This window comes from Alteromonas sp. DYW1 (genome assembly GCF_059752595.1).
The window spans coordinates 2,168,013-2,186,838 of sequence record NZ_CM186038.1; the positions used below are offsets into that span (position 1 = coordinate 2,168,013).

At 44.3% G+C, this 18,826-nt stretch carries 13 protein-coding genes; 11 read left to right on the plus strand and 2 right to left on the minus strand.

Annotation, left to right across the window (positions count from 1 at the left end; translation table 11 throughout):
• Window positions 1-251 precede the first annotated feature (251 nt).
• Complete coding sequence (locus AC121Z_RS09625) at window positions 252-1,241, minus strand: alpha/beta hydrolase family protein (protein WP_498123820.1); 990 nt, start codon at window positions 1,239-1,241, stop codon at window positions 252-254.
• A 198-nt stretch (window positions 1,242-1,439) separates the two neighbouring features.
• Between AC121Z_RS09625 and AC121Z_RS09630 the strand changes: the two genes are divergently transcribed.
• Complete coding sequence (locus AC121Z_RS09630; RefSeq protein WP_498123821.1) at window positions 1,440-1,943, plus strand: DUF8051 family protein; 504 nt, start codon at window positions 1,440-1,442, stop codon at window positions 1,941-1,943.
• Between the two features lie 142 nt (window positions 1,944-2,085).
• Window positions 2,086-3,237, plus strand: coding sequence for a serine hydrolase domain-containing protein (locus AC121Z_RS09635; protein ID WP_498123822.1), 1,152 nt, complete (start codon window positions 2,086-2,088; stop codon window positions 3,235-3,237).
• A gap of 96 nt (window positions 3,238-3,333) precedes the next feature.
• Here the strand turns inward: AC121Z_RS09635 and AC121Z_RS09640 are convergent, their stop codons facing one another.
• Complete coding sequence (locus AC121Z_RS09640) at window positions 3,334-3,945, minus strand: TetR/AcrR family transcriptional regulator (RefSeq protein WP_498123823.1); 612 nt, start codon at window positions 3,943-3,945, stop codon at window positions 3,334-3,336.
• 227 nt (window positions 3,946-4,172) lie between these two features.
• Between AC121Z_RS09640 and AC121Z_RS09645 the strand changes: the two genes are divergently transcribed.
• From AC121Z_RS09645 to AC121Z_RS09685, 9 genes are all read left to right on the plus strand, one after another.
• The gene (locus AC121Z_RS09645) at window positions 4,173-5,510 is read left to right on the plus strand and encodes an APC family permease (RefSeq protein WP_498123824.1); all 1,338 of its coding nucleotides are present in this window, start codon (window positions 4,173-4,175) and stop codon (window positions 5,508-5,510) included.
• Between the two features lie 54 nt (window positions 5,511-5,564).
• Entirely contained in the window at window positions 5,565-7,229 is a 1,665-nt protein-coding gene (locus tag AC121Z_RS09650) for an N-acyl-D-amino-acid deacylase family protein (RefSeq protein ID WP_498123825.1), read from the plus strand.
• A 243-nt stretch (window positions 7,230-7,472) separates the two neighbouring features.
• Window positions 7,473-8,261 carry an ABC transporter ATP-binding protein gene (locus AC121Z_RS09655; protein WP_498123826.1) on the plus strand — a complete coding sequence of 263 codons (789 nt, stop codon included), beginning with the start codon at window positions 7,473-7,475 and terminating at the stop codon, window positions 8,259-8,261.
• 2 nt (window positions 8,262-8,263) lie between these two features.
• Window positions 8,264-10,660 carry an ABC transporter permease gene (locus AC121Z_RS09660; protein WP_498123827.1) on the plus strand — a complete coding sequence of 799 codons (2,397 nt, stop codon included), beginning with the start codon at window positions 8,264-8,266 and terminating at the stop codon, window positions 10,658-10,660.
• Window positions 10,661-10,666: 6 nt separating this feature from the next.
• On the plus strand, window positions 10,667-12,580 hold the full coding sequence (locus tag AC121Z_RS09665; RefSeq protein WP_498123828.1) for a serine hydrolase domain-containing protein: 1,914 nt from the start codon (window positions 10,667-10,669) through the stop codon (window positions 12,578-12,580).
• A 103-nt stretch (window positions 12,581-12,683) separates the two neighbouring features.
• Window positions 12,684-14,990: a TonB-dependent receptor gene (locus AC121Z_RS09670; protein WP_498123829.1), complete on the plus strand. Its 2,307-nt coding sequence runs from the start codon at window positions 12,684-12,686 to the stop codon at window positions 14,988-14,990.
• A gap of 92 nt (window positions 14,991-15,082) precedes the next feature.
• Window positions 15,083-16,222, plus strand: a complete 1,140-nt coding sequence (locus AC121Z_RS09675) for a YkvI family membrane protein (protein ID WP_498123830.1) — start codon at window positions 15,083-15,085, stop codon at window positions 16,220-16,222.
• 121 nt (window positions 16,223-16,343) lie between these two features.
• Entirely contained in the window at window positions 16,344-18,197 is a 1,854-nt protein-coding gene (locus tag AC121Z_RS09680) for a CocE/NonD family hydrolase (RefSeq protein ID WP_498123831.1), read from the plus strand.
• A gap of 95 nt (window positions 18,198-18,292) precedes the next feature.
• Window positions 18,293-18,766, plus strand: a complete 474-nt coding sequence (locus tag AC121Z_RS09685; protein ID WP_498123832.1) for a MaoC/PaaZ C-terminal domain-containing protein — start codon at window positions 18,293-18,295, stop codon at window positions 18,764-18,766.
• Window positions 18,767-18,826 lie beyond the last annotated feature (60 nt).

An 18,826-nucleotide genomic window follows, 5' to 3' on the forward strand; every position in this document is an offset into this window, starting at 1 on the left:
ACATTGATTTTTTAATCTGATATCGAGTTCAGAATGACTCCAATAGTGCGACTTCAATTCGTTGCATTAGGGCTTGTAGCAGAGAATTAAGCCCAGATCCCCGCTATCCGAATAAGCGTTACAGCTCTTAACAAAACCCATAGACCCTACGCTCTACCAAACCAAAATGCCAGTTTGTTTGGTACTTATGTGACTATCAACGCAAGCGAAATACTCATTCAGAGATAGCCAACACGGTTTCAGTTTAAACGTCATTTCAATTTATGCGCATGTGATTTAAACCATTGCGTCACTTCTTCTAGTTGCCGCGTTTTGTCGGTAAACATGTGTCCTTCATGCGGGTAAATTGATAACTCTACCGGTCTGTTTAAAGCCGTTAATGCTGCATGCAACTGAATAGAATTTTGTACGCTTACCCTCTCATCCTCTGCGCCATGCACTAAAAGAATGGGCAGATTATCGGGCAATTGCTCGACCCAATGCATGACCGAGCGTTCCTTCAGCTGCTGCGCAGCATTCTCGGTATAGCTTGGGATCAGTGCTCGATAGACGTTTTCCATTTCAGGCCGAAACTCAAGTTCTTGCTGTAGGTCGGTCACGCCAGCATGGATGACCATAGCTTTGATATCAGATCTATCACGACTTACCATGTAACTCATCATACCGCCGCGGCTGACGCCGTACATGAATATATTGTTCGTATCGACTTCTTTTTTTGTTTTAGCAATTTCGATTAACGCATGTACGTCGCTCACATCTAGACCGCCAAATTCATCTTTGCCATACAATTCCGGTTGCTTCCTCCTATGGCCTCGATATTGGCTTGCAATCACAGCAAAACCTTGATCGACTAAAGGCTTAAGATATTCCATGAGTGTCACAAAATTGAGTGCGCCAAAGGAGCCATTACCACCACGATTGAAAACAATTAATGGCAAACGTTCGCCTTGCCAATTTTTTGGCTTGAGGAAATAGCCGGTAACAAGTGCACTCTCCACCTGATAATTGATGATAGAACACGTTGTCTCTTGTTGAAATGCATTAAAATTCTCGCGCGGAAATTTCCATTTAAAGAACAGCGAAGGAGTGAAGAAGTTTTTGCTACTTAAGAACTCTATAAATTCATCATAGTTTTGAAATGGCGAACAGCCCTCTCGCTCTGAATATTCGATGCCGTTAACCGGAAAAATAAAGAATGAAGTGACAAGTATTGTGATCAGGGAGTATTTAGTTCGTTGCATGGCAAACTCTATTATATAAGTAAAAAGAATCACTCTTGGGGTCAACTAGCCGCAGGTGAGTATGGTGGTTAGCCTATGTATAACGGAGTGAAACATTGGTGAAGAATCGCTACTATTTAACTGGGTTTATAACGATGCTTTCACCCAATTTTTACCGCCCACCTTGTAATCTCCTAAAAAAAACGTGGAGATTAAACAATGCAACAATTTTTAGCTATCCTGCTTCTCACCTCGTCCATTGCACTCATGACCCTAGTGCCCGGAGGTCCGATTGAAACAAGAGATTTCTCGCATATCCCTTTTACTGTATTAACCTTATTCAACTTATTTTTAACTGTGTTGGGACTTGGTAGCCTGGTTCAAGCATACTTTGTTAGCCGCGGGAATGAATGGGCAATTCGCTATTCTGTCTTTACTGGCGGTAGCTATTTGCTTGTATATGGATTGGATTTACTCTCTATATTCCCCGTGTCCCCCTCACCAATGCCGACGCTACTTCTGTTAATTGAGCTCATTGGAATAGCGCTGGCTCTGCCGATCCTATACCTAGCGCTAACACTCTCTCAATCTACGCATACTCAATTTGCAAGGCCTCCGACAAAGGCAAGCAATCTTAATTCAGCATTATTGTTACTGTGCTTGTTTGCCATTTTTACGGTGGCGATTGTCGCGTTCGCCACATTGGCCGCCATTGGCAAGTGATGAACAGAACTCAATAAATATGTGCAGACAGCCGCTGTTCTATTTTTATGCACAAATTGCATTCCTTTCACCCATTTTTTACCTAACTCTGGTTAACCTGCAGCGGCTGTAAATTATTAACTCTAATTTGGAAGGAATTATCATGCGACATCATCTTATTGCCCTAACAACGATCTGCGCACTCGGACTCACCGCATGCGGGGGTGGGAATTCGTCATCACCCCCACCACCAGCTGCACCTGAGCCTGTTCCACAACCCTTGGATTATCAAACATTACTGAATAATTCTGTAGGAAGCACAATCCCCGGGATTGTGTTACACATTGAGAGTCCTGAGAAAAACGTTTTAATCTCGGCTGGACTAAGTGATATTGAAACGCAAACGCCTATGCCATTAGATGCACAAATGCCGGTCGGCAGTGCGGGTAAGAAAGCGACCGCATTACTCGCCTTGATGCTTTACGAGGACGGACTATTAGATATCGATGACACTATCGATACGTGGCTACCAGAGGCACTGGTCGCTCGAATTGAATATGGGAGCACTATCACACTGCGTCAGTTACTGATGCATACGTCGGGTGTACATGATTATTTGGCTGCTGATACCGCTCCTGACTGGTTCAGTGCAATTATGGATGATCCTACATCACTGAAAACTGATAGTTACGCGCTTGAATTTTCTATCGACAAGCCAGCCGACTTTGCGCCAGGAACGAGTTTTAAGTACTCAAATAGTGGTTACCTCTTAGTTGGGCTTATCTTGGATAGTGTCTTGGGTGAACATCACTCTGTTGCCATGCGTAATCGCGTATTGATCCCGTTGGGAATGAACCATTCATATTACAATGGCTTGGAAAAGCCAATGGGCAATATTATATCGGGCTATTTCAACCTTGATGGAGAGATACTCAATACCAAAACTGCGTATGAAAATATTGGTGTTGCCGATGCTCCGTTAGTCTCGACCGTTGAAGACTTATCACGCCTCATACGAGCGGTAGCATCAGCTGATAGCGTCATTTCGCCATCCATCAGTGAGCTGATGGTTGGAGATGAGAATCTAACCCCAGTCAGTGGTGCTACTTACTACGGCATGGGCATGATGAAAGAAACCATAGAGGGTATTACTTTTTACCACCATGGGGGGGATGAACCTGGGTATAGTAGTTCGAACATCTACCTGCCGCATTCGGACACCACCATCAGTATGTTCATAAACTGCGGTGTTGCTGAGGCATGTGAATATGAACAAAACGTGCTTATTCAGCGTATTCTCGCTAATGAACTGTAAGTAGAAATCGCCTACCAGTGAATGCAATCACGCTTGCGATACTACAAGCGTGATTGTTCTGTATCATCTGCTGTGCGATTGTCTGAGGCCTAATACTCAGGCTCGACTCCTCAAGCCCTCAATAAAAAATTGAATAAAGTCTTTTGCAATTTCATCAATGCTCTTTTTGCCACTCGGTGAATACCAGCGTGGCACCCAGTTAAGCGCGCCTTCAATCGCATGCAAAACCATTTTCGGATCAATAGCGGCAATTGAGCCTTCTTCAATACCAGCTTCAACTAACGCTAGCATCTTTTTATCAACATCCTTCGCTCGTTGGAGCAATTTTTGCTGATTTTCGCCGGAAAAAACTGATAGCTCACTTAAAATAACAAAATAACCACCCCGTTGGTCAAATTGCCCTAAGTGACTTTGAATGTAGTGACTGATTTTATCAATCGCATTACCCTCCAGCTCGTAAGCCGCTTGCATACATTGTTCTGATGAAGCTATTGCGTCTTCATAACACAAATACAATAGCTCTTCTTTGGTTTTGACATAGTGAAATAAACCAGACTTGGTTAGACGGACACCTTTAGCGATATCAGTCATAGAGGTTCCGTGGAAACCCTTTTTAGAAAATTGCCTACCCGCCTCACGCAAGAGATCTTGCTTTTTAGCATTGAACAGCATTTCTCTATCAAATAAATCAAAATCCACCTGAGCCATTGACGGTCAACCTTATATAAGTCAATTGAATCTGGATTATAGGGAGAAAGCGAAGATTTGCAAACCACGTGGCCGCCTGGGCAACCAAGAAGACTATATACAAGTCAATAGATTACGTTAACACCTATATGCATTGTTAAAAAGTTGATGCATTCAATCTGAAATACACTATACTTGCCAAACAGACCGCACGGTCTTTTTTATGACCGTAAAGTTTTGAGGGTGTGATGCAAAGAAGAAAAATTGGGCTATTCGGAGCAATTGCAACACTGGTCGGATTCGTGATCGGTGCCACAGTTTTTATTCTCCCCGCAGAACTAGCTCAGCAAGCTGGACCTGGCGTTGTTTTTTCATTTGCTATCGCTGGGCTAATGGCTATGTTTTCGTGCGTTATTGGCGCACAGGTAGGAACTGTTTTCCCAGTCAGTGGCGCTAGTTTTATCGCCACGGCACGACTGACTGGTACATATCTGGGTTTTATTTACATTTGGTTAATTTTGATCGGCGTCGCGATTGGGATAGCCGTTGTTGCACTTGGCTTTGCGATGTACTTTTCTGACGTTTTCCCGACAGCGAATCAGCATGTTGTCGCAGTGCTATGTATCGTTTTTTTCACGCTCGTAAATCTTAAAGGAGTGAACCTTACGGTGACGAGTCAGGCTGTCATGGTATTTGTGTTTATGTTAGTACTCGTCATCTTCTCATATTTTGCTTGGCCCAATATAGATGTTAACTTACTAGAGCCGATCGCTCCGAATGGAGTGAGTGCTGTTCTCAGTGCGGCAATTCCCGCTTATTTTTCATTTATTGGCTTTTTAGTGATTATTGAAATAGGCGGCGAAATCAAGCACCCCAAGATAACGATACCGCTCGCGTTGATGATCAGTTTCATTATTGTACTGTGCACTTACTTAAGTGTTTCAATCAGTATCGTTGGTGTACTGGACTGGTCAACACTGAACGAGACGAAAGCCCCCTTTGCAACTATTGCTCAGCAGATTCATTCGGTCGAATTCGCACGCATCATGGTTATCACCATATTGATTGCAGCAGCAAGCTCTATTAATGGGTTATTATTTAGTTTTTCTCGCGACCTAATGATGCTGGCACGCATCGGCTTAATGCCCAGAAACCTCGGGCTAGGCTCAAAGCAAACTGGACAACCAAACAACGCCATCATTACCTTGTCGACAGTGTCCATTGGTATAGTGTTGATCGGTGCGGATATCCGTGAATATGCGATAGTTACTGTATTTGGACTTATGTTCGGTCAGATACTGCTCAGTATTACTGCAATGCGCATCCCAGCAAAATGCAATGACGCGTTTAGCAATAATGCGTTTAAACTGAACCCAATCTCGCTGTACTTTTTTGCCGTTGGACTGATTATTTTATCCTGTGGATTTTTAGCCATAAGTGCGTACACAAGTCCATTAACGGCACTAGTATCAATCGTCATCGTTATTGCCGGCTCTGCCTATTACCGACTGCGGCGTCGGTATTTAACTCAGTACGGGGTCAAACCTGAGGAATTGATCCGACAAGCATCAACCTATACCGAGTAACGCCGCAAATCTCAACCACCCTGTACCCAAAACGATATGTACTCTGGATCTAACATGCCAAACAAACAACTGTATATAAGTCTAATTACTGCATTATCGATAACCTGCAGCATTAATGCCACTGGGCAACCCAACGCATCGCTAGACGAAATAAGAGCCGACATCGTGATCCGCAATGGCAGTGTGATTGATGGTACAGGCAAACCCCAATTTAATGCAGATGTGGCTATTTCTGGCGACCGAATTGTGTATGTGGGCACACATCGTCATGTGATCGCAGAGCAGATAATTGATGCTTCGGGCCATATTATTGCACCGGGCTTTATCGATAGTCACTCGCATGCAGACATAGCCCTAACGCTGCCAAATCAGAAACTAAACGAGAGTGCTATTACACAAGGCATAACAAGTATCGTAGTTGGTGCTGATGGAGAGTTCTCGCCAGCTGAACTATTAGCAATGACAGCACAGTTTGAGACACAAGGCGTAGGCACAAACGTAGGATTCTATGTCGGCCATAATGGGATTAGGCGCGAAATCATGAGCGATGACTCACACCGTAAACCTAACGAATCCGAAATGATGATGATGGAACAATTAGTTCGGAAAGGGATGGAAATCGGTGCGGTTGGCTTCTCAACCGGGTTGATGTACATTCCTGGACGCTACAGTAATACCGAGGAAGTCACCAGATTAACCCGCCAAGTTGCCTCATTCGGTGGTATCTATGATTCCCACGTAAGAGATCCTATCAATCATTTGCTTGCCTCCGATCGTGAAGCGATTGAAATTGCTACGCACGCTGAGGTTGCGGGTAAAATTGCTCATATAAAGGCGGTTTGTTTACAAAATGCTGGGCAATCAACCGAGATTATTGCACTCGTAGAGAAACATCGCGCGCGAAACATCAATATCGTCACTGACCAATATCCCTATGATGGAGCAAAAACGGCATATCTTTCGTCGCTTGTACAGTTAACCGATGAGCAACGTGCACAATATCCGGATGTTAAAGATGCATTAGGTTTACCTTCATTAATTGAACAGCTCAAGATCCAGAGTGAGCAAGGGATTAGTGGGCAGTTCTCATGGCTTCAAACTGTCGGCTATAGTTGTATTCGTATCACTGAAAGTCTCGACTTCCCTGGCTTAGAAGGTCAGTATCTAAGCCAGATTGCACGAGCGCGAAACAAAGAAAACTTCGCCGTTTTACGTGAACTTATAATCTCTGCCGACCATCCTATTCAGGTTACACTAGGCGGGATAGATGAGCGTGATGTACAAAATCTTTTGGTTCAGCCATGGAATATGGTCGTAACTGACGGCCAATATGTGAATAACGCAAGCAGTAATGATAATCACCCTCGCTCTACAGGCAGCTTTACAAAAATACTACGCCATTATGTACGTGAGTTAAATCTTCTATCTATTGAGCAGGCTATTTATAAAATGACTCATCAACCTGCTGCGTTCCTAGGATTGAAGAACCGAGGAATTATTCGACAGGGCAATTTCGCTGACTTAGTGATCTTTGCTATCGATCGAATCACTGATCGCTCTAACTACAAGGATCCGTTAGCGTACTCCACAGGGATCGAGTATTTATTCGTTAATGGAGAATTGGTTATCGAAAAGAGTGTCATAACAGGTAGAGCGCCTGGTAAAGTCCTCAAGCGTGAAACAAAAACACCGTTTAACCTATCCCCTCAGCTTGAATAATCCGTAATGCCGATTCTCAAAATAACTTTAAACCTGTAAAACGCCAACTTTGTGCAGCAATAATGCAATATTTATGTATTGATGGTTTCATTCAAAAGCCAAATCGACCGCGCGGTCGGTTTGTAAACTTATTGGTTGATTTTGACTATTAGTTGTTTTATCTTGGCTACATTAATGAACAGTTTGACGCTGATTGTAAGCGCAAAAACGTAGCTGAAGGCAGCTGGATGTTAGGTTAATGATATGAATGCTTGTAAACCCACTAATACCACTTTATCTCCTAAGCCAGTGGTGAGCTGCCAAAACCTCGGTAAGAGCTTCGCTAGCCAAGGCAATACAATAGATGTCATCAAGAACCTGTCGTTGGAGGTATATGAAGGTGAATTTACCGTTCTTATGGGCGGTTCTGGCTCGGGTAAGTCGACTCTCCTCTACTTGTTGAGTGGCTTAGAGCAAGCGACAAGTGGAAGCATCTATTTTGAAGCGACTGATTTATCTACTCTATCTGAGCAAAGCCAAGCATTGCTGCGCAGAAAAGGCATGGGCTTCGTCTTTCAATCATTTAACCTAGTCCCGAATCTATCGATCCTCGAAAATATTCTGATCGCTGGCTACCTTACCGATACCGACAAAGCCACGGTTGAAGCCAATGCCGAAAGATTACTGGATAGCATGGACCTACTCACGTTGGCCAACCGGCTTCCCGCGCAGATTTCCGGTGGTCAACAACAGCGAGCCTCAATCGCTCGTTCATTGATCAACGCACCAACAATATTATTTGCGGACGAGCCTACCGGAGCATTAAATAGCTCAGCTGGAAAGATGGTACTGGATCATTTTTCAATGCTCGCAGAGCAAGGCCAAACCATATTCATGGTTACCCATGAACTGAGAGCTGCATGTCGCGCTGACAGAGTACTTTACATGAAGGATGGCGCACTACACGGCGACTACAGGTTCAGTGCTAAAGAAGAAGCACTGGCAGCAAGAGAAGCTGCACTGTTTGACTGGCTCACACATAGAGGCTGGTGAGCATGATAAACGTTACCAATCGCAGCGTTCTACACAGTATATTTCTATTAGCGAAAGCTAATATTTTAGAGGATAAACTCAAGTCGTCATTGATTATAGTGACAATTGCGCTCTCAACACTTTTGTTTTTGACCGCCGTAGGTGCACTTTTGGGTTTAAGACAGCCCGTAACAAATATGCTCAACAACTTGCATGCCTCTCATGCAGTTATCAAGTTTGATCCACAAGTCTATTCTCATGTGCAGTTAGCTGCGTGGTGGCGAGCACAATCTGATGTTTCCGCGCTCACTCCGATGATGCCATATATCACTACTTCAGCCCGCCCTATTCATAATGGCAAGGAAATAAGTGACTATTTAATGCTAGTCGAACGCCCTACTTCACTGACCACTCAAGATAGGTTGCAATTTCTTAGTGGGCTCCCAAAAGACGTGCCCGCTAGCGGCGAAATCTGGCTTCCAAGCGCAGTTGCACTGGCTTCAAATATTGCTCTTAATGATACCATCGAACTACCAACTGATAGTGGTCTAACGGAATTTACCGTTGCCGCAATCGTCGTTGACCCCCATTACTCTAGTGGCTTCATTGGCCCAGCCCGCAGCTGGGTCGCTCCGGGCGCACTAATCGAAAACTTTGCGTTAAGTACAATCAATCAGTTGATGTTCGGCCTTCGATTGCATGAGCCTGAACAACTAAATACGCTCTGGACTGAGTTTAATCGAACATTCGAGGGCGGATTTAATGGTGAATATCTACCCTACGATAAGGTCGTAACTTCGTATACTCAAACTTTTCAGTTGCTGGGCGCAATCGTATTTGCCTTTGCTGTAATTTCATTGCTTGTTGCAGTATTTATTATCGCTAGCACTATCTCTGGCGAAGTGATGTCCAACTATCGAACCTTTGGGATCTTAAAGTCATTAGGATTGACGCCCAATAACGTTATAAGTATCTTCAGTTTACAGTTCCTGGTTCTTGCATTACTTGCCATCCCAATTGGCGTACTGGGAGCGAAGTTTACCATTTCAGCATTATTAGATTTAATGTTAGAAAGTATTGGCTCAAATAGCAGCCAGGCAGATTTTTGGCTTCCAGCTATTTTCTCTAGTGCACTTATTTTAGGTATTATATTAATTGTAGCTGTTGCCGCCGGAACCAAAGCAGGCAAGGTTCCTACTGCTTCAGCGATCCGCTTCGGTACACCTACCGTCGCCCCAGCCCAAAGTAGTTACTTTGACGTACGCAGGGCACGGGCGCTGTCGCTCCCACTGACAATCGCGATTAAAAATTTCCTATCGGGTAAACGGCGCGATATTTTCGATTTTATCGCCTTGTCCATCACAGCTTTCGTCCTCTTCTTTAGTGTGAATATCTATCACTCAATGTCGCAGATGGACCAACACCTGCCGTTTTGGGGGCTCGATAACGCTGATATCCGAGTGACTATTGGCAATTCGAATGTATTTGGCATGAGTTACGATACACTTTTGGGGCGCTTATCCAGCGATGGGCGAGTGAGCGCTGTGGCAGGCCAATTGAGTCTTGAGGCTCGAATATCAAATGATGAAAGCCCAGCGATTACAGAATTAGACGGCTATGTCGTTGATGGAAGCTTCGACCAAATTGGCTACATCAATTTAAGCGGTAGAAGCCCAACTGACGCCAATGAAATCAGTATTGGTATTGCGGTCGCACAAAAGCTGAACCTCGAGATAGGTAATGAGATTGTGTTAGATATTCGCGGTCAATCCGTGCAATTTACTGTTGTTGGCATATTTCAAACGACTAGCAACAGCGGCTTGTTTTACCGCTTATCATATGCTGCTTTGGCAGAAATCGACCCCAACCTCTTTCCTTCAACGCTGTTAGTGAAACTTGCTGCGAATGAAGACAGAGCCGCCTTTATCTCAGAGTTACACACAACCCTTGGACAAGCAGTTCAGGCAGAACCCGCAGAAAAACTGGTTCAATCTCAACTGAAACAGGTCGTAACAACAATGGGACTGGTACTTACATTCATCTCATCAGTCCTCATATTGGTCGCCGTTGTCAGTATCTACAACTCAACTACAATGAGTATTCATGAATCAAAGCGCCACCTTGGCGTCTTCTTCGCCATTGGATTTACTCGTAAACAAGTCATTCTGATTGTCATTAGCAAACTCCTGTTTTTAGGCTGCTGCTCATTGTTAGTCGGCATTATCTGTTATTCGGTCGCGACGATTCCGCTCATGAACCTATTGATGGCCAATCTCGGAATGGCCAATTTCCCTGTGGTATTTGACGTTAAGGGGACACTCTTTGTAGTCCCCGTATTATTGAGTGTTTGCTTTATTAGTGCATGGTTTCCGTCGCAACAGGTAGCACGGATCCAACCCAGAAGTTTGATCTTGGAATAATACGATATGACAATTAAGTTAGTGCACCGCTGTTGTTTATACTTCTTTCTAGGCCTTATTGTTGGGCCAGTGTGGGCACAAAATACAGCATTAAACAAGAAGCAAGACCAGCTCCATGAGTTGTTTGAACGACACCTAGCAAATATCTCTGCTCCAGGCTTTTCCGTTATTGTTGCGCAGGGCAACAACATTATTTTCTCCAACGGCTATGGTATTGAAAGGGTTGGTGATTCAGCCCCCTTTACTCCCGAAACAATTGTCGGGATCGGCTCATTGACAAAATCCTTTACCGCAATGATGATTCTGCAATTGCGTGACGCAGGACGACTTAACCTAGACGACCCTATCATCAAATACTTGCCCTGGTTTCGAGCCGCTGACAAATCTCAGAGTGATAAAATTACCATCCGTATGTTGCTTAACATGACCTCTGGATTAGAACAGCATTTGTTTAGACTGTTAAGGCATCAGTCAATCGATAATGATGCTATAGAACAAGGCGTACGAAGGCTGAGTTCATATCAAATTATTACACCACCCGGAGAATCATTTAGGTACATTAATGAAGGTTGGAACGTTCTCGGATTAGTCATTGAGGAAATAACCGGACAATCATGGGAGAACGCATTATCCGAGCAGGTATTAAACCCTCTTGACATGCACAGTACTTCAGCCGATCGGGATTGGTTATTAGGGCATGATATTAATTATGGTCATTATGCTGGGATCACCCCTAAACCAGCGAATTTTACCTACATTAAAAATAGTTTACCTTCCGGCGCAGGTCTGTATTCAAATGCGAATGATTTAGCCAAATACCTTATCGAACTGCTGGCAGACGACGAGCCGAGCCGCTTCAATTTCCTATCTAAGCAGAGTCGACAGGAGATGTGGCATCCTGCAGTCACTATGCCCATACTCCCCCACGAATTGGGAGGTAATAACAAGCAAGGCGCTTATGCTATGGGTTGGATGAGACTTGCAATTGACAACATTAACTACGTTTTTCATGGTGGTGAATTCCGCGTGTCCTCAAGTTTGATGCTGATAAATCCGGCCGCACAAACGGGCATAGTGATACTTTACAACACTGGAGATTTAGATCCGTATCGTAACGAGTCTAAAATTTTTGTAGCACACAACGCGCTACGCCTATTGGAATCACTACCACCATCAGCGTTTGGCAAACCACGTCAACAGGACCCGTCACTGAACTCCTATACGCCCAGTTTTGCCTTGGACAACTTTTGGGGAACCTATATCGCAAAGAGTGGGCGACGCATTGAGGTATTACCCGGCGGCAGCGAAGGTTTGATATTTGAATATGCTGATGGTATTTACCCTGAGACTTTTGATATTGATTTCGCTAACCCCACCGCTTTTGTCGCCCGCAGTATCGCGCATTCTCACGTCGGTTACTTTCAGCAAAATGAAGGAAGTTCAGTGCAGGCCATTAATATCTTAGGTGAATCCTTTCAACGCTTGCAGACATCAAAAAGTGGGCAAATACAGCATCAACTCAAGGCGCTTGGTGTTGAATTTACATTGCCCTCTGAATGGTCTCTACTGGAGCAATCGAACTCATTTGTTGCAACACTGACTGATTCCCCAGAAACGGTTTTCAGTGGTCAACGCATCAACGCTGATTACACGCATTGGTTGAATGTTGCCCAACAACAAGCAAAAGTCGAAACACCATTTATTCAGGCAACGGACTTTATTAATGGGCGGTTTGTTCATTATGCGGTGTACTGGACAAGTGACGACCGCAAAACGATCGCAGCATTTTGTCAGTGTGAAGGGCAAAACTATGTTTTTAAATTAGAAGCTGAAGAGTCAATGATCACTCTTTTGGCACTGGATTCTATAGTTTCTGTCTTACGCACACTGCGGGTAAAAATAGATAACGATTCACGTTGAAAATTTTTTGGAAAATACCGTCTAGTCGGTTTGTAATGCGTGCGTTTGGATTTTTAAAGTATACAGAAACACAAGTGAATAAATAAAAGGTATGGAGTGAAACATGAGTGAACCTAAAGTGATGAACACAACACTACGCAAAAGCTTAACCTCTATGGGGCTGATAGTTGGACTTCCCCTCTCAATAATCAGCGTTCCGATTTACGCATCAGAAGAAAGCACTGGCAATACTGACTCTCAGTTAGAAGTGATTGTTGTAACGGCCACTCGACGTACCGAAAACTTGCAAGAGGTCCCTATCTCAATTAGTGCTCTTTCTGGATCCCGGCTCGAACGTTTAGGGATTAAAGAGGTAGCAAATCTCGAAAACTCAGTCCCGAATTTGGACTTTGGCAACACTCATACAAATGATAACCCTGCAATTACGATTCGTGGTATTTCTGCTTCAGCTGGAAATATAGGATTTGAAGCGGGGGTTGGTGTTTATATTGACGGCGTCTATATGGGCCGCAATGCCTCGCTTAACCAGCCGTTAACCGATATTGACATTGTCGAAGTATTGCGCGGTCCACAAGGCACCCTATTTGGTAAAAACACCACTGTTGGAGCTTTGAATATTAAGACACGCAGACCAACTGAAGACTTTGAAGCTGATCTGCAGCTGGAAGCTGGCAACTTTAATTTGTTGCGCACCCGTGCGCGCGTCAGCGGTTCACTTATCGATGACAAACTGTTGGGCAAATTGTCGGTATTTACCGATGACCGTGATGGATTTGAGAAAAACCTAAAAGATGGAGCAAACGATGCTCTCGATGAAAATCAAGAAGGGATGCGCGGAGAACTTCTGTTTACTCCAGTAAAAGATTTGGAGCTATCATTGCGTTGGGACTGGTCTGAAAGTAAACGCAAAATTATGGCCTGGTCAATTGATGAAAACGATAAATATGGGCTTAGTTTTGCGGGCAATAAACCGCACGTAATTGCACAAGACGACACTGACGAAGATCGCACAATAAAAGGCACATCACTGACGGCGGACTTTACCACACGGAACGGTTATACGTTTACTTCAATTTCTGGTTACCGCGATTTTGATATCGCAATTAGGGGCGATCAAGATTTCCAACCGGCTGAGCGCCTAACCATCGATAAACTGGAAAGTTTCGAACAGTTTTCACAGGAGTTTCGAATCGCCTCTCCTGTCGAAAACCGGCTGAAATATGTTTTTGGCTTGTATTACTACCAACAAGATGCAGAATCAATAGTGGCCAATATTGCTAATGAATTGTTTCCTTTACTCGGTGTTGATGCAGGCTTTGTCGCAGGACTTAACGCACCACTAGGCTTTCCGGCTTGGCTCGATGAAAGTAGTTTAACGAATACCAATAGAGCATCTGTCGAGACAACAAGTTCGGCGATATTCTTGGATGGTAGTTATGCGCTCAGTGATACGCTCAATTTACTGTTTGGCGCGCGTTATACTTCTGAAGATAAAGAGTTAGCATACTCTCAACAAGGGATAAATGTACTAATCCCCTCTTATGCAGACTTTGATGACCAACGCACTGACAGTGATTTATCGCCTAGCCTCGGTTTTAGTTATCAGCTAGCCAAGCAAACCAATTTGTACTCGAAAGTAAGCCGAGGATTTAAAAGCGGGGGCTGGAACGCAACGACGATTTCTTCGCCTCAGCCATTTGGTCCTCTTCCGTTGCCGCAAAATATAGTAACCGAGCAACAACTTGAAGCAATAAAGTTTGCCCCCGAAAAGCTAACAAATTATGAGGTTGGTGTTAAAACCCAGTTGTTCGACAATTCTGTGCGACTCAATACCGCTGTATTCTACATCGACTACGAAGATATCCAGCTATCGGTGTTCAAAGGGCTTGAGGGCAGTGTAACAACTAACGCGGGTGCCGCGAGAAGTCGCGGTTTCGAGGTGGAAATTGAAGCAGCTCCATTCAGTGGCTTAAACTTAAACGCCGCCGTGGGGTACAGTGATGCAATTTTCACGCAATTTGATCCGAATGACACGATCGATGGCGACGAACTTGATGGCCTGAGGCTTTCCGGACCCAAGCTTAATTCTCATTTATCTGCCACCTACACAATGGAAGTTCCCATAGGCTACCTCGCCTTTGGCCTTGATTATACCTATAAGAGTAAAGCGTACGGTCGTTTCTCTAACCCACAAGGTACCGAATTTGGCTCTACGTCTCTACTAAACGGGCGAGTAACTCTGGCTTCGGATGATAATTGGGAAGTTGCACTGTGGGGCAATAACCTGCTTGATAAAGATATTGTCATTGCTAAGCAAGGGGATTCAAACCTCGCCCTGTTTAATATCGATTTTGTGAATTATGCACCGCCGCGTACCTATGGCGTAACTTTCACTTATCGTTATTTTTAAAGCCCAGTAACAGTGCTCATGCATTTGATGAGCACTGCTTACATTTGCTTGATAAGTAAAGCCATACCGTATAGTCAACCTCAAAGGCAGTGATGAAAACAAACTTCGGAACAGTTAAATACATTATTATTCCCGGCTTGGTATTCCAATCGACGATGATTGGCGGCGGTTATGCCACTGGCAAAGAGTTGGTTGAATTTTTCCTTGTACTTGGGCCCTCGTCAGGTCTCCTTGCCATGCTGCTTACAACCGTCTGTATCAGTGTCATCTGTGCGATTGCCTTTGCCTTTGCCCATCGCTTTGGACTGTATGACTATCGTAGCTTTTTTAAACAACTACTGGGCAAGTCATGGGTGCTGTTTGAGGTTGGTTATTTAGCTTTAGGTATGTTGGTTTTATCCGTATTGAGCGCCGCTGCAGGCGCATTATCACAAGAGCTATTCAATGTATCGGCACTCGCAGGAATCCTTTCATTCATTGCGATTGTGAGCGTCTGCCTGACACTAGGCTCGGGCATGATCACTCGGTTTTTATCATATTGGTCAGTATTACTATACACTGCCATGTTTGTATTGATCGCGTTTACTGTTGAGTCATTTGGTGCAAAGATTGCCTCAGAATTCACGCTAGCATCTTTGCCAGTCAGTGGTTTTCAAATACTCTCGAGTGGGGTCAGCTATACCAGTTATAACATTGTCGTTTTTACCGCTACCCTTTTCTGCCTAAAACGCATCAGTTCAACAAAGCAGGCTGTCACTGCCGGCTTGTTGTGCGGCCCATTGAGTATGTTACCTGGCGTGCTACTATTTATCGCGATGGTGGCCCACTTCCCCGCGATTACTACTCAAGTTTTACCACTCCATTTTGTGATCGAACAGCTTAACAGCCCTAGCCTGCTCCTAGTTTTCCAAATAATCATACTAGGTACGTTTATTGAAACGGCTATCGCTATCATTCACTCGGTTAATCAAAGAATTGAAACCACGCTAGCGGAAAGGACCATCAATATGCCCAGGCTTCTGCGTACGGGTGTAGCTGCCATCAGCTTAGTTTTTTCCGTATTTTTTGCAGAATTTTTCGGTTTGCTAACGTTGATTAAAGATGGTTACCGATACAGCGCAGGCTATTTTTTACTGACTGTCACCATCCCATTGCTGACTATTGGCGTTGCTATGCTGGTAAAAACTCAAGTAAATACCAGCCCCAAAGCAGTAAAGGCGCCAATCAAATGAGGTCATCATCATTTCGTAACCTCTGCATTACGTTTTCTTCCACTCGCTTAAGCCCCTGCTGCCCTGGATCAGGATCTGCACTCGAGTGGCTTTTTATTCCTATCATTCGTGAGAACATTACATGCTGAACGATCAACCAAGCCCTATGCGCTTAAAGGTAGTTAAAGGTTATCTGCTGACCCTATGGATTATCAGCTTAACAATATTTTTACCCACTGATGCTTGGGCCACCGACTCCGATCATTGGTCTGAGTATGTCGCTATGCCAGACGGTGTAAGACTAGCTGTTGATGTGTGGTTGCCGACTGATTACAAGCCACAGCAAAAGCTGCCAACCATTGTTTATGCAACGCGTTATTGGCGTAGCAAGTCATTTGGTAACGGTCAAAAGCAACGCAATGAAGCTATCACAATATTCAATGCCGAAGGATTTGCTTTTGTTACTGTCGATGTGCGTGGCACGGGTGCCTCATTCGGCTCTCGTGACGGAGAGTTTACAGTTGCTGAAACTAACGACTTGTATCACTTGATCGATTGGGTCATCGCTCAGCCTTGGTCAAATCAAATAGTCGGCGCCACGGGCGTATCTTATACCGCAAATACCGCTGAAAATGCATCGTTTACACTGCATCCAGCGCTAAAGGTGGTCAGTCCTAGATTTAGCGATTTTGATTGGTATTCGTCACTCGTTTTTCCAGGTGGGATACCCAATAAAATTATCAGTAGCGCCTGGGGAAACTACGTATGGGCATTAGATATGAATGACACCACAATTTTTTCTGTGCCTACAGCTGCTGAACAGAGAGTATTGGGAGTTAGCCCCGTTGACGGTCCTGAAGGGGTTAGTCTGTTGCAGCAAGCAGTAAAGGAGCACCGAGCCAATGCCCATGTATCACAAACGCTGGCAAACATTACGTTTAGAGACGATTTGCCAGAGGCGAGAAGTCTAAGCGATCCGAGTCACTACACGGTAACGCCCTATCGTTTCCAACATTTGCTAGAGCAAAGCCCCGCAGCCGTTTTCCATTGGGGCAGCTGGATGGATAGCGGCACAGCCGCTGGAGTACTGGCTCGATTCACGTCATTTAAAGGAACGGGTAAATTTATTATTGGGCCATGGAATCATGGTGCCTATAAGGATGCAAATCCATTTGCATTTAAAGATAAGAGTGTCTCCCCGTCGCGTTCCGAGCAATACAAAAAAATCGCAAACTACTTTGCGCTTATGATGAACGATGAAAATGCCAATGGGGATGGTAAAAAAGAACTTCATTACTTCACTATGGGTAGCGATGAGTGGAAAACCACTTCAATATGGCCTCCGGAAAATACCATTTTCAAGCGTTTTTACTTAAATGAAAACTTAACGCTCACAACAGTCCCCCCAAAAAACCATGCAGGATTTGATCACTATCGCGTAAATTTTAATGCCGGCACAGGCAAGGAAACTCGATGGTCAACACAATTAGGCGGCACTGATGTGTACTACGCTGATCGCGCAAAGGCAGATGAGCTGTTATTGCACTACACAAGTACACCGCTCACTGAAGAAATAGAAATAACCGGCACCCCCGTAATTACTCTGGAAGTCGCATCTACGCATAATGATGGAATACTCCTCGCTTATTTAGAAACCGTGTCTCCTGAAGGTGAGGTAACCATGCTGACAGAGGGCGGGCTGCGCCTCATTCATCGTAAAGTTTCGGAGAACCGGCGGACTTTTGAAACTTTTGGTCCTTTTCACTCATTTCTGCGCGAGGATGCGCATCCGATGCAGCCCAATAAAGTAGAAAAAGTCACCTTCGCGTTATTACCTACGTCGGTAGTAATTCCTGCCGGATTTTCCTTAAGGTTGGCGATCGCTGGTCACGACAAGGACACTTTCGTTCGCGTGCCTGAAACAGGGGACCCAACCCTAAGAGTGGAGCGCAATAAAACCCATGTTTCATTTATTTCACTGCCAGTGACCAACTAACACTGGTCGTCAGTTTGAGCTCGACTGTACACACAAACAAAACCGTCCAGTCGGTATTATTTAAAACCGAATAGTTTATTAATTAAGGATTAAGTATGAGAGCCAATGTTGTAGATCGCCTTGAGAGCATGATGGGAAATAAAGCTATCATTGGAGATTGGAGAACGATAACCCAAGAGCACATCAATCAATTTTCAGCCAGCGGTGGTGAAATGGATTGGCTCCATAACGATCCCGACCGATGTGCAAAAGAAAGCCCTTTTAACAAAAAAACGATTGTGCAAGGTAACCTTCTACTGTCTTTGCACACCGCGCTGGCTGAATCTATTTCAGAAAACAATGATGAATTTTTATACGGACTTAATTATGGCTACGACAAGGTGCGTATTATTCAACCAGTTACTGTAGACTCTCAAGTCCGCTCGGTTATTACGTTAAAAGAGACCATCATTAAAGGTGACAACGTTTGTATCGCTAAGTGTGATGTCGTCACGGAAATTAAAGGTCTCATTAAACCTGCACTGATTGCAGAATGGCTTTTCTTCGTTCAATTCAAGCCTAGTGAATGAAAAATTTCACCTACTATTCACCGTTCTCCTGTAACTATTGGCCTTTCGATACCAAGCCAG

Coding starts and splice junctions, on each gene's coding strand:
- AC121Z_RS09625 (WP_498123820.1), bottom strand. CDS start 1,241: ATGCAACGAACTAAATACTCCCTGATCACAATACTTGTCACTTCATTC.
- AC121Z_RS09630 (WP_498123821.1), top strand. CDS start 1,440: ATGCAACAATTTTTAGCTATCCTGCTTCTCACCTCGTCCATTGCACTC.
- AC121Z_RS09635 (WP_498123822.1), top strand. CDS start 2,086: ATGCGACATCATCTTATTGCCCTAACAACGATCTGCGCACTCGGACTC.
- AC121Z_RS09640 (WP_498123823.1), bottom strand. CDS start 3,945: ATGGCTCAGGTGGATTTTGATTTATTTGATAGAGAAATGCTGTTCAAT.
- AC121Z_RS09645 (WP_498123824.1), top strand. CDS start 4,173: ATGCAAAGAAGAAAAATTGGGCTATTCGGAGCAATTGCAACACTGGTC.
- AC121Z_RS09650 (WP_498123825.1), top strand. CDS start 5,565: ATGCCAAACAAACAACTGTATATAAGTCTAATTACTGCATTATCGATA.
- AC121Z_RS09655 (WP_498123826.1), top strand. CDS start 7,473: ATGAATGCTTGTAAACCCACTAATACCACTTTATCTCCTAAGCCAGTG.
- AC121Z_RS09660 (WP_498123827.1), top strand. CDS start 8,264: ATGATAAACGTTACCAATCGCAGCGTTCTACACAGTATATTTCTATTA.
- AC121Z_RS09665 (WP_498123828.1), top strand. CDS start 10,667: ATGACAATTAAGTTAGTGCACCGCTGTTGTTTATACTTCTTTCTAGGC.
- AC121Z_RS09670 (WP_498123829.1), top strand. CDS start 12,684: ATGAGTGAACCTAAAGTGATGAACACAACACTACGCAAAAGCTTAACC.
- AC121Z_RS09675 (WP_498123830.1), top strand. CDS start 15,083: ATGAAAACAAACTTCGGAACAGTTAAATACATTATTATTCCCGGCTTG.
- AC121Z_RS09680 (WP_498123831.1), top strand. CDS start 16,344: ATGCTGAACGATCAACCAAGCCCTATGCGCTTAAAGGTAGTTAAAGGT.
- AC121Z_RS09685 (WP_498123832.1), top strand. CDS start 18,293: ATGAGAGCCAATGTTGTAGATCGCCTTGAGAGCATGATGGGAAATAAA.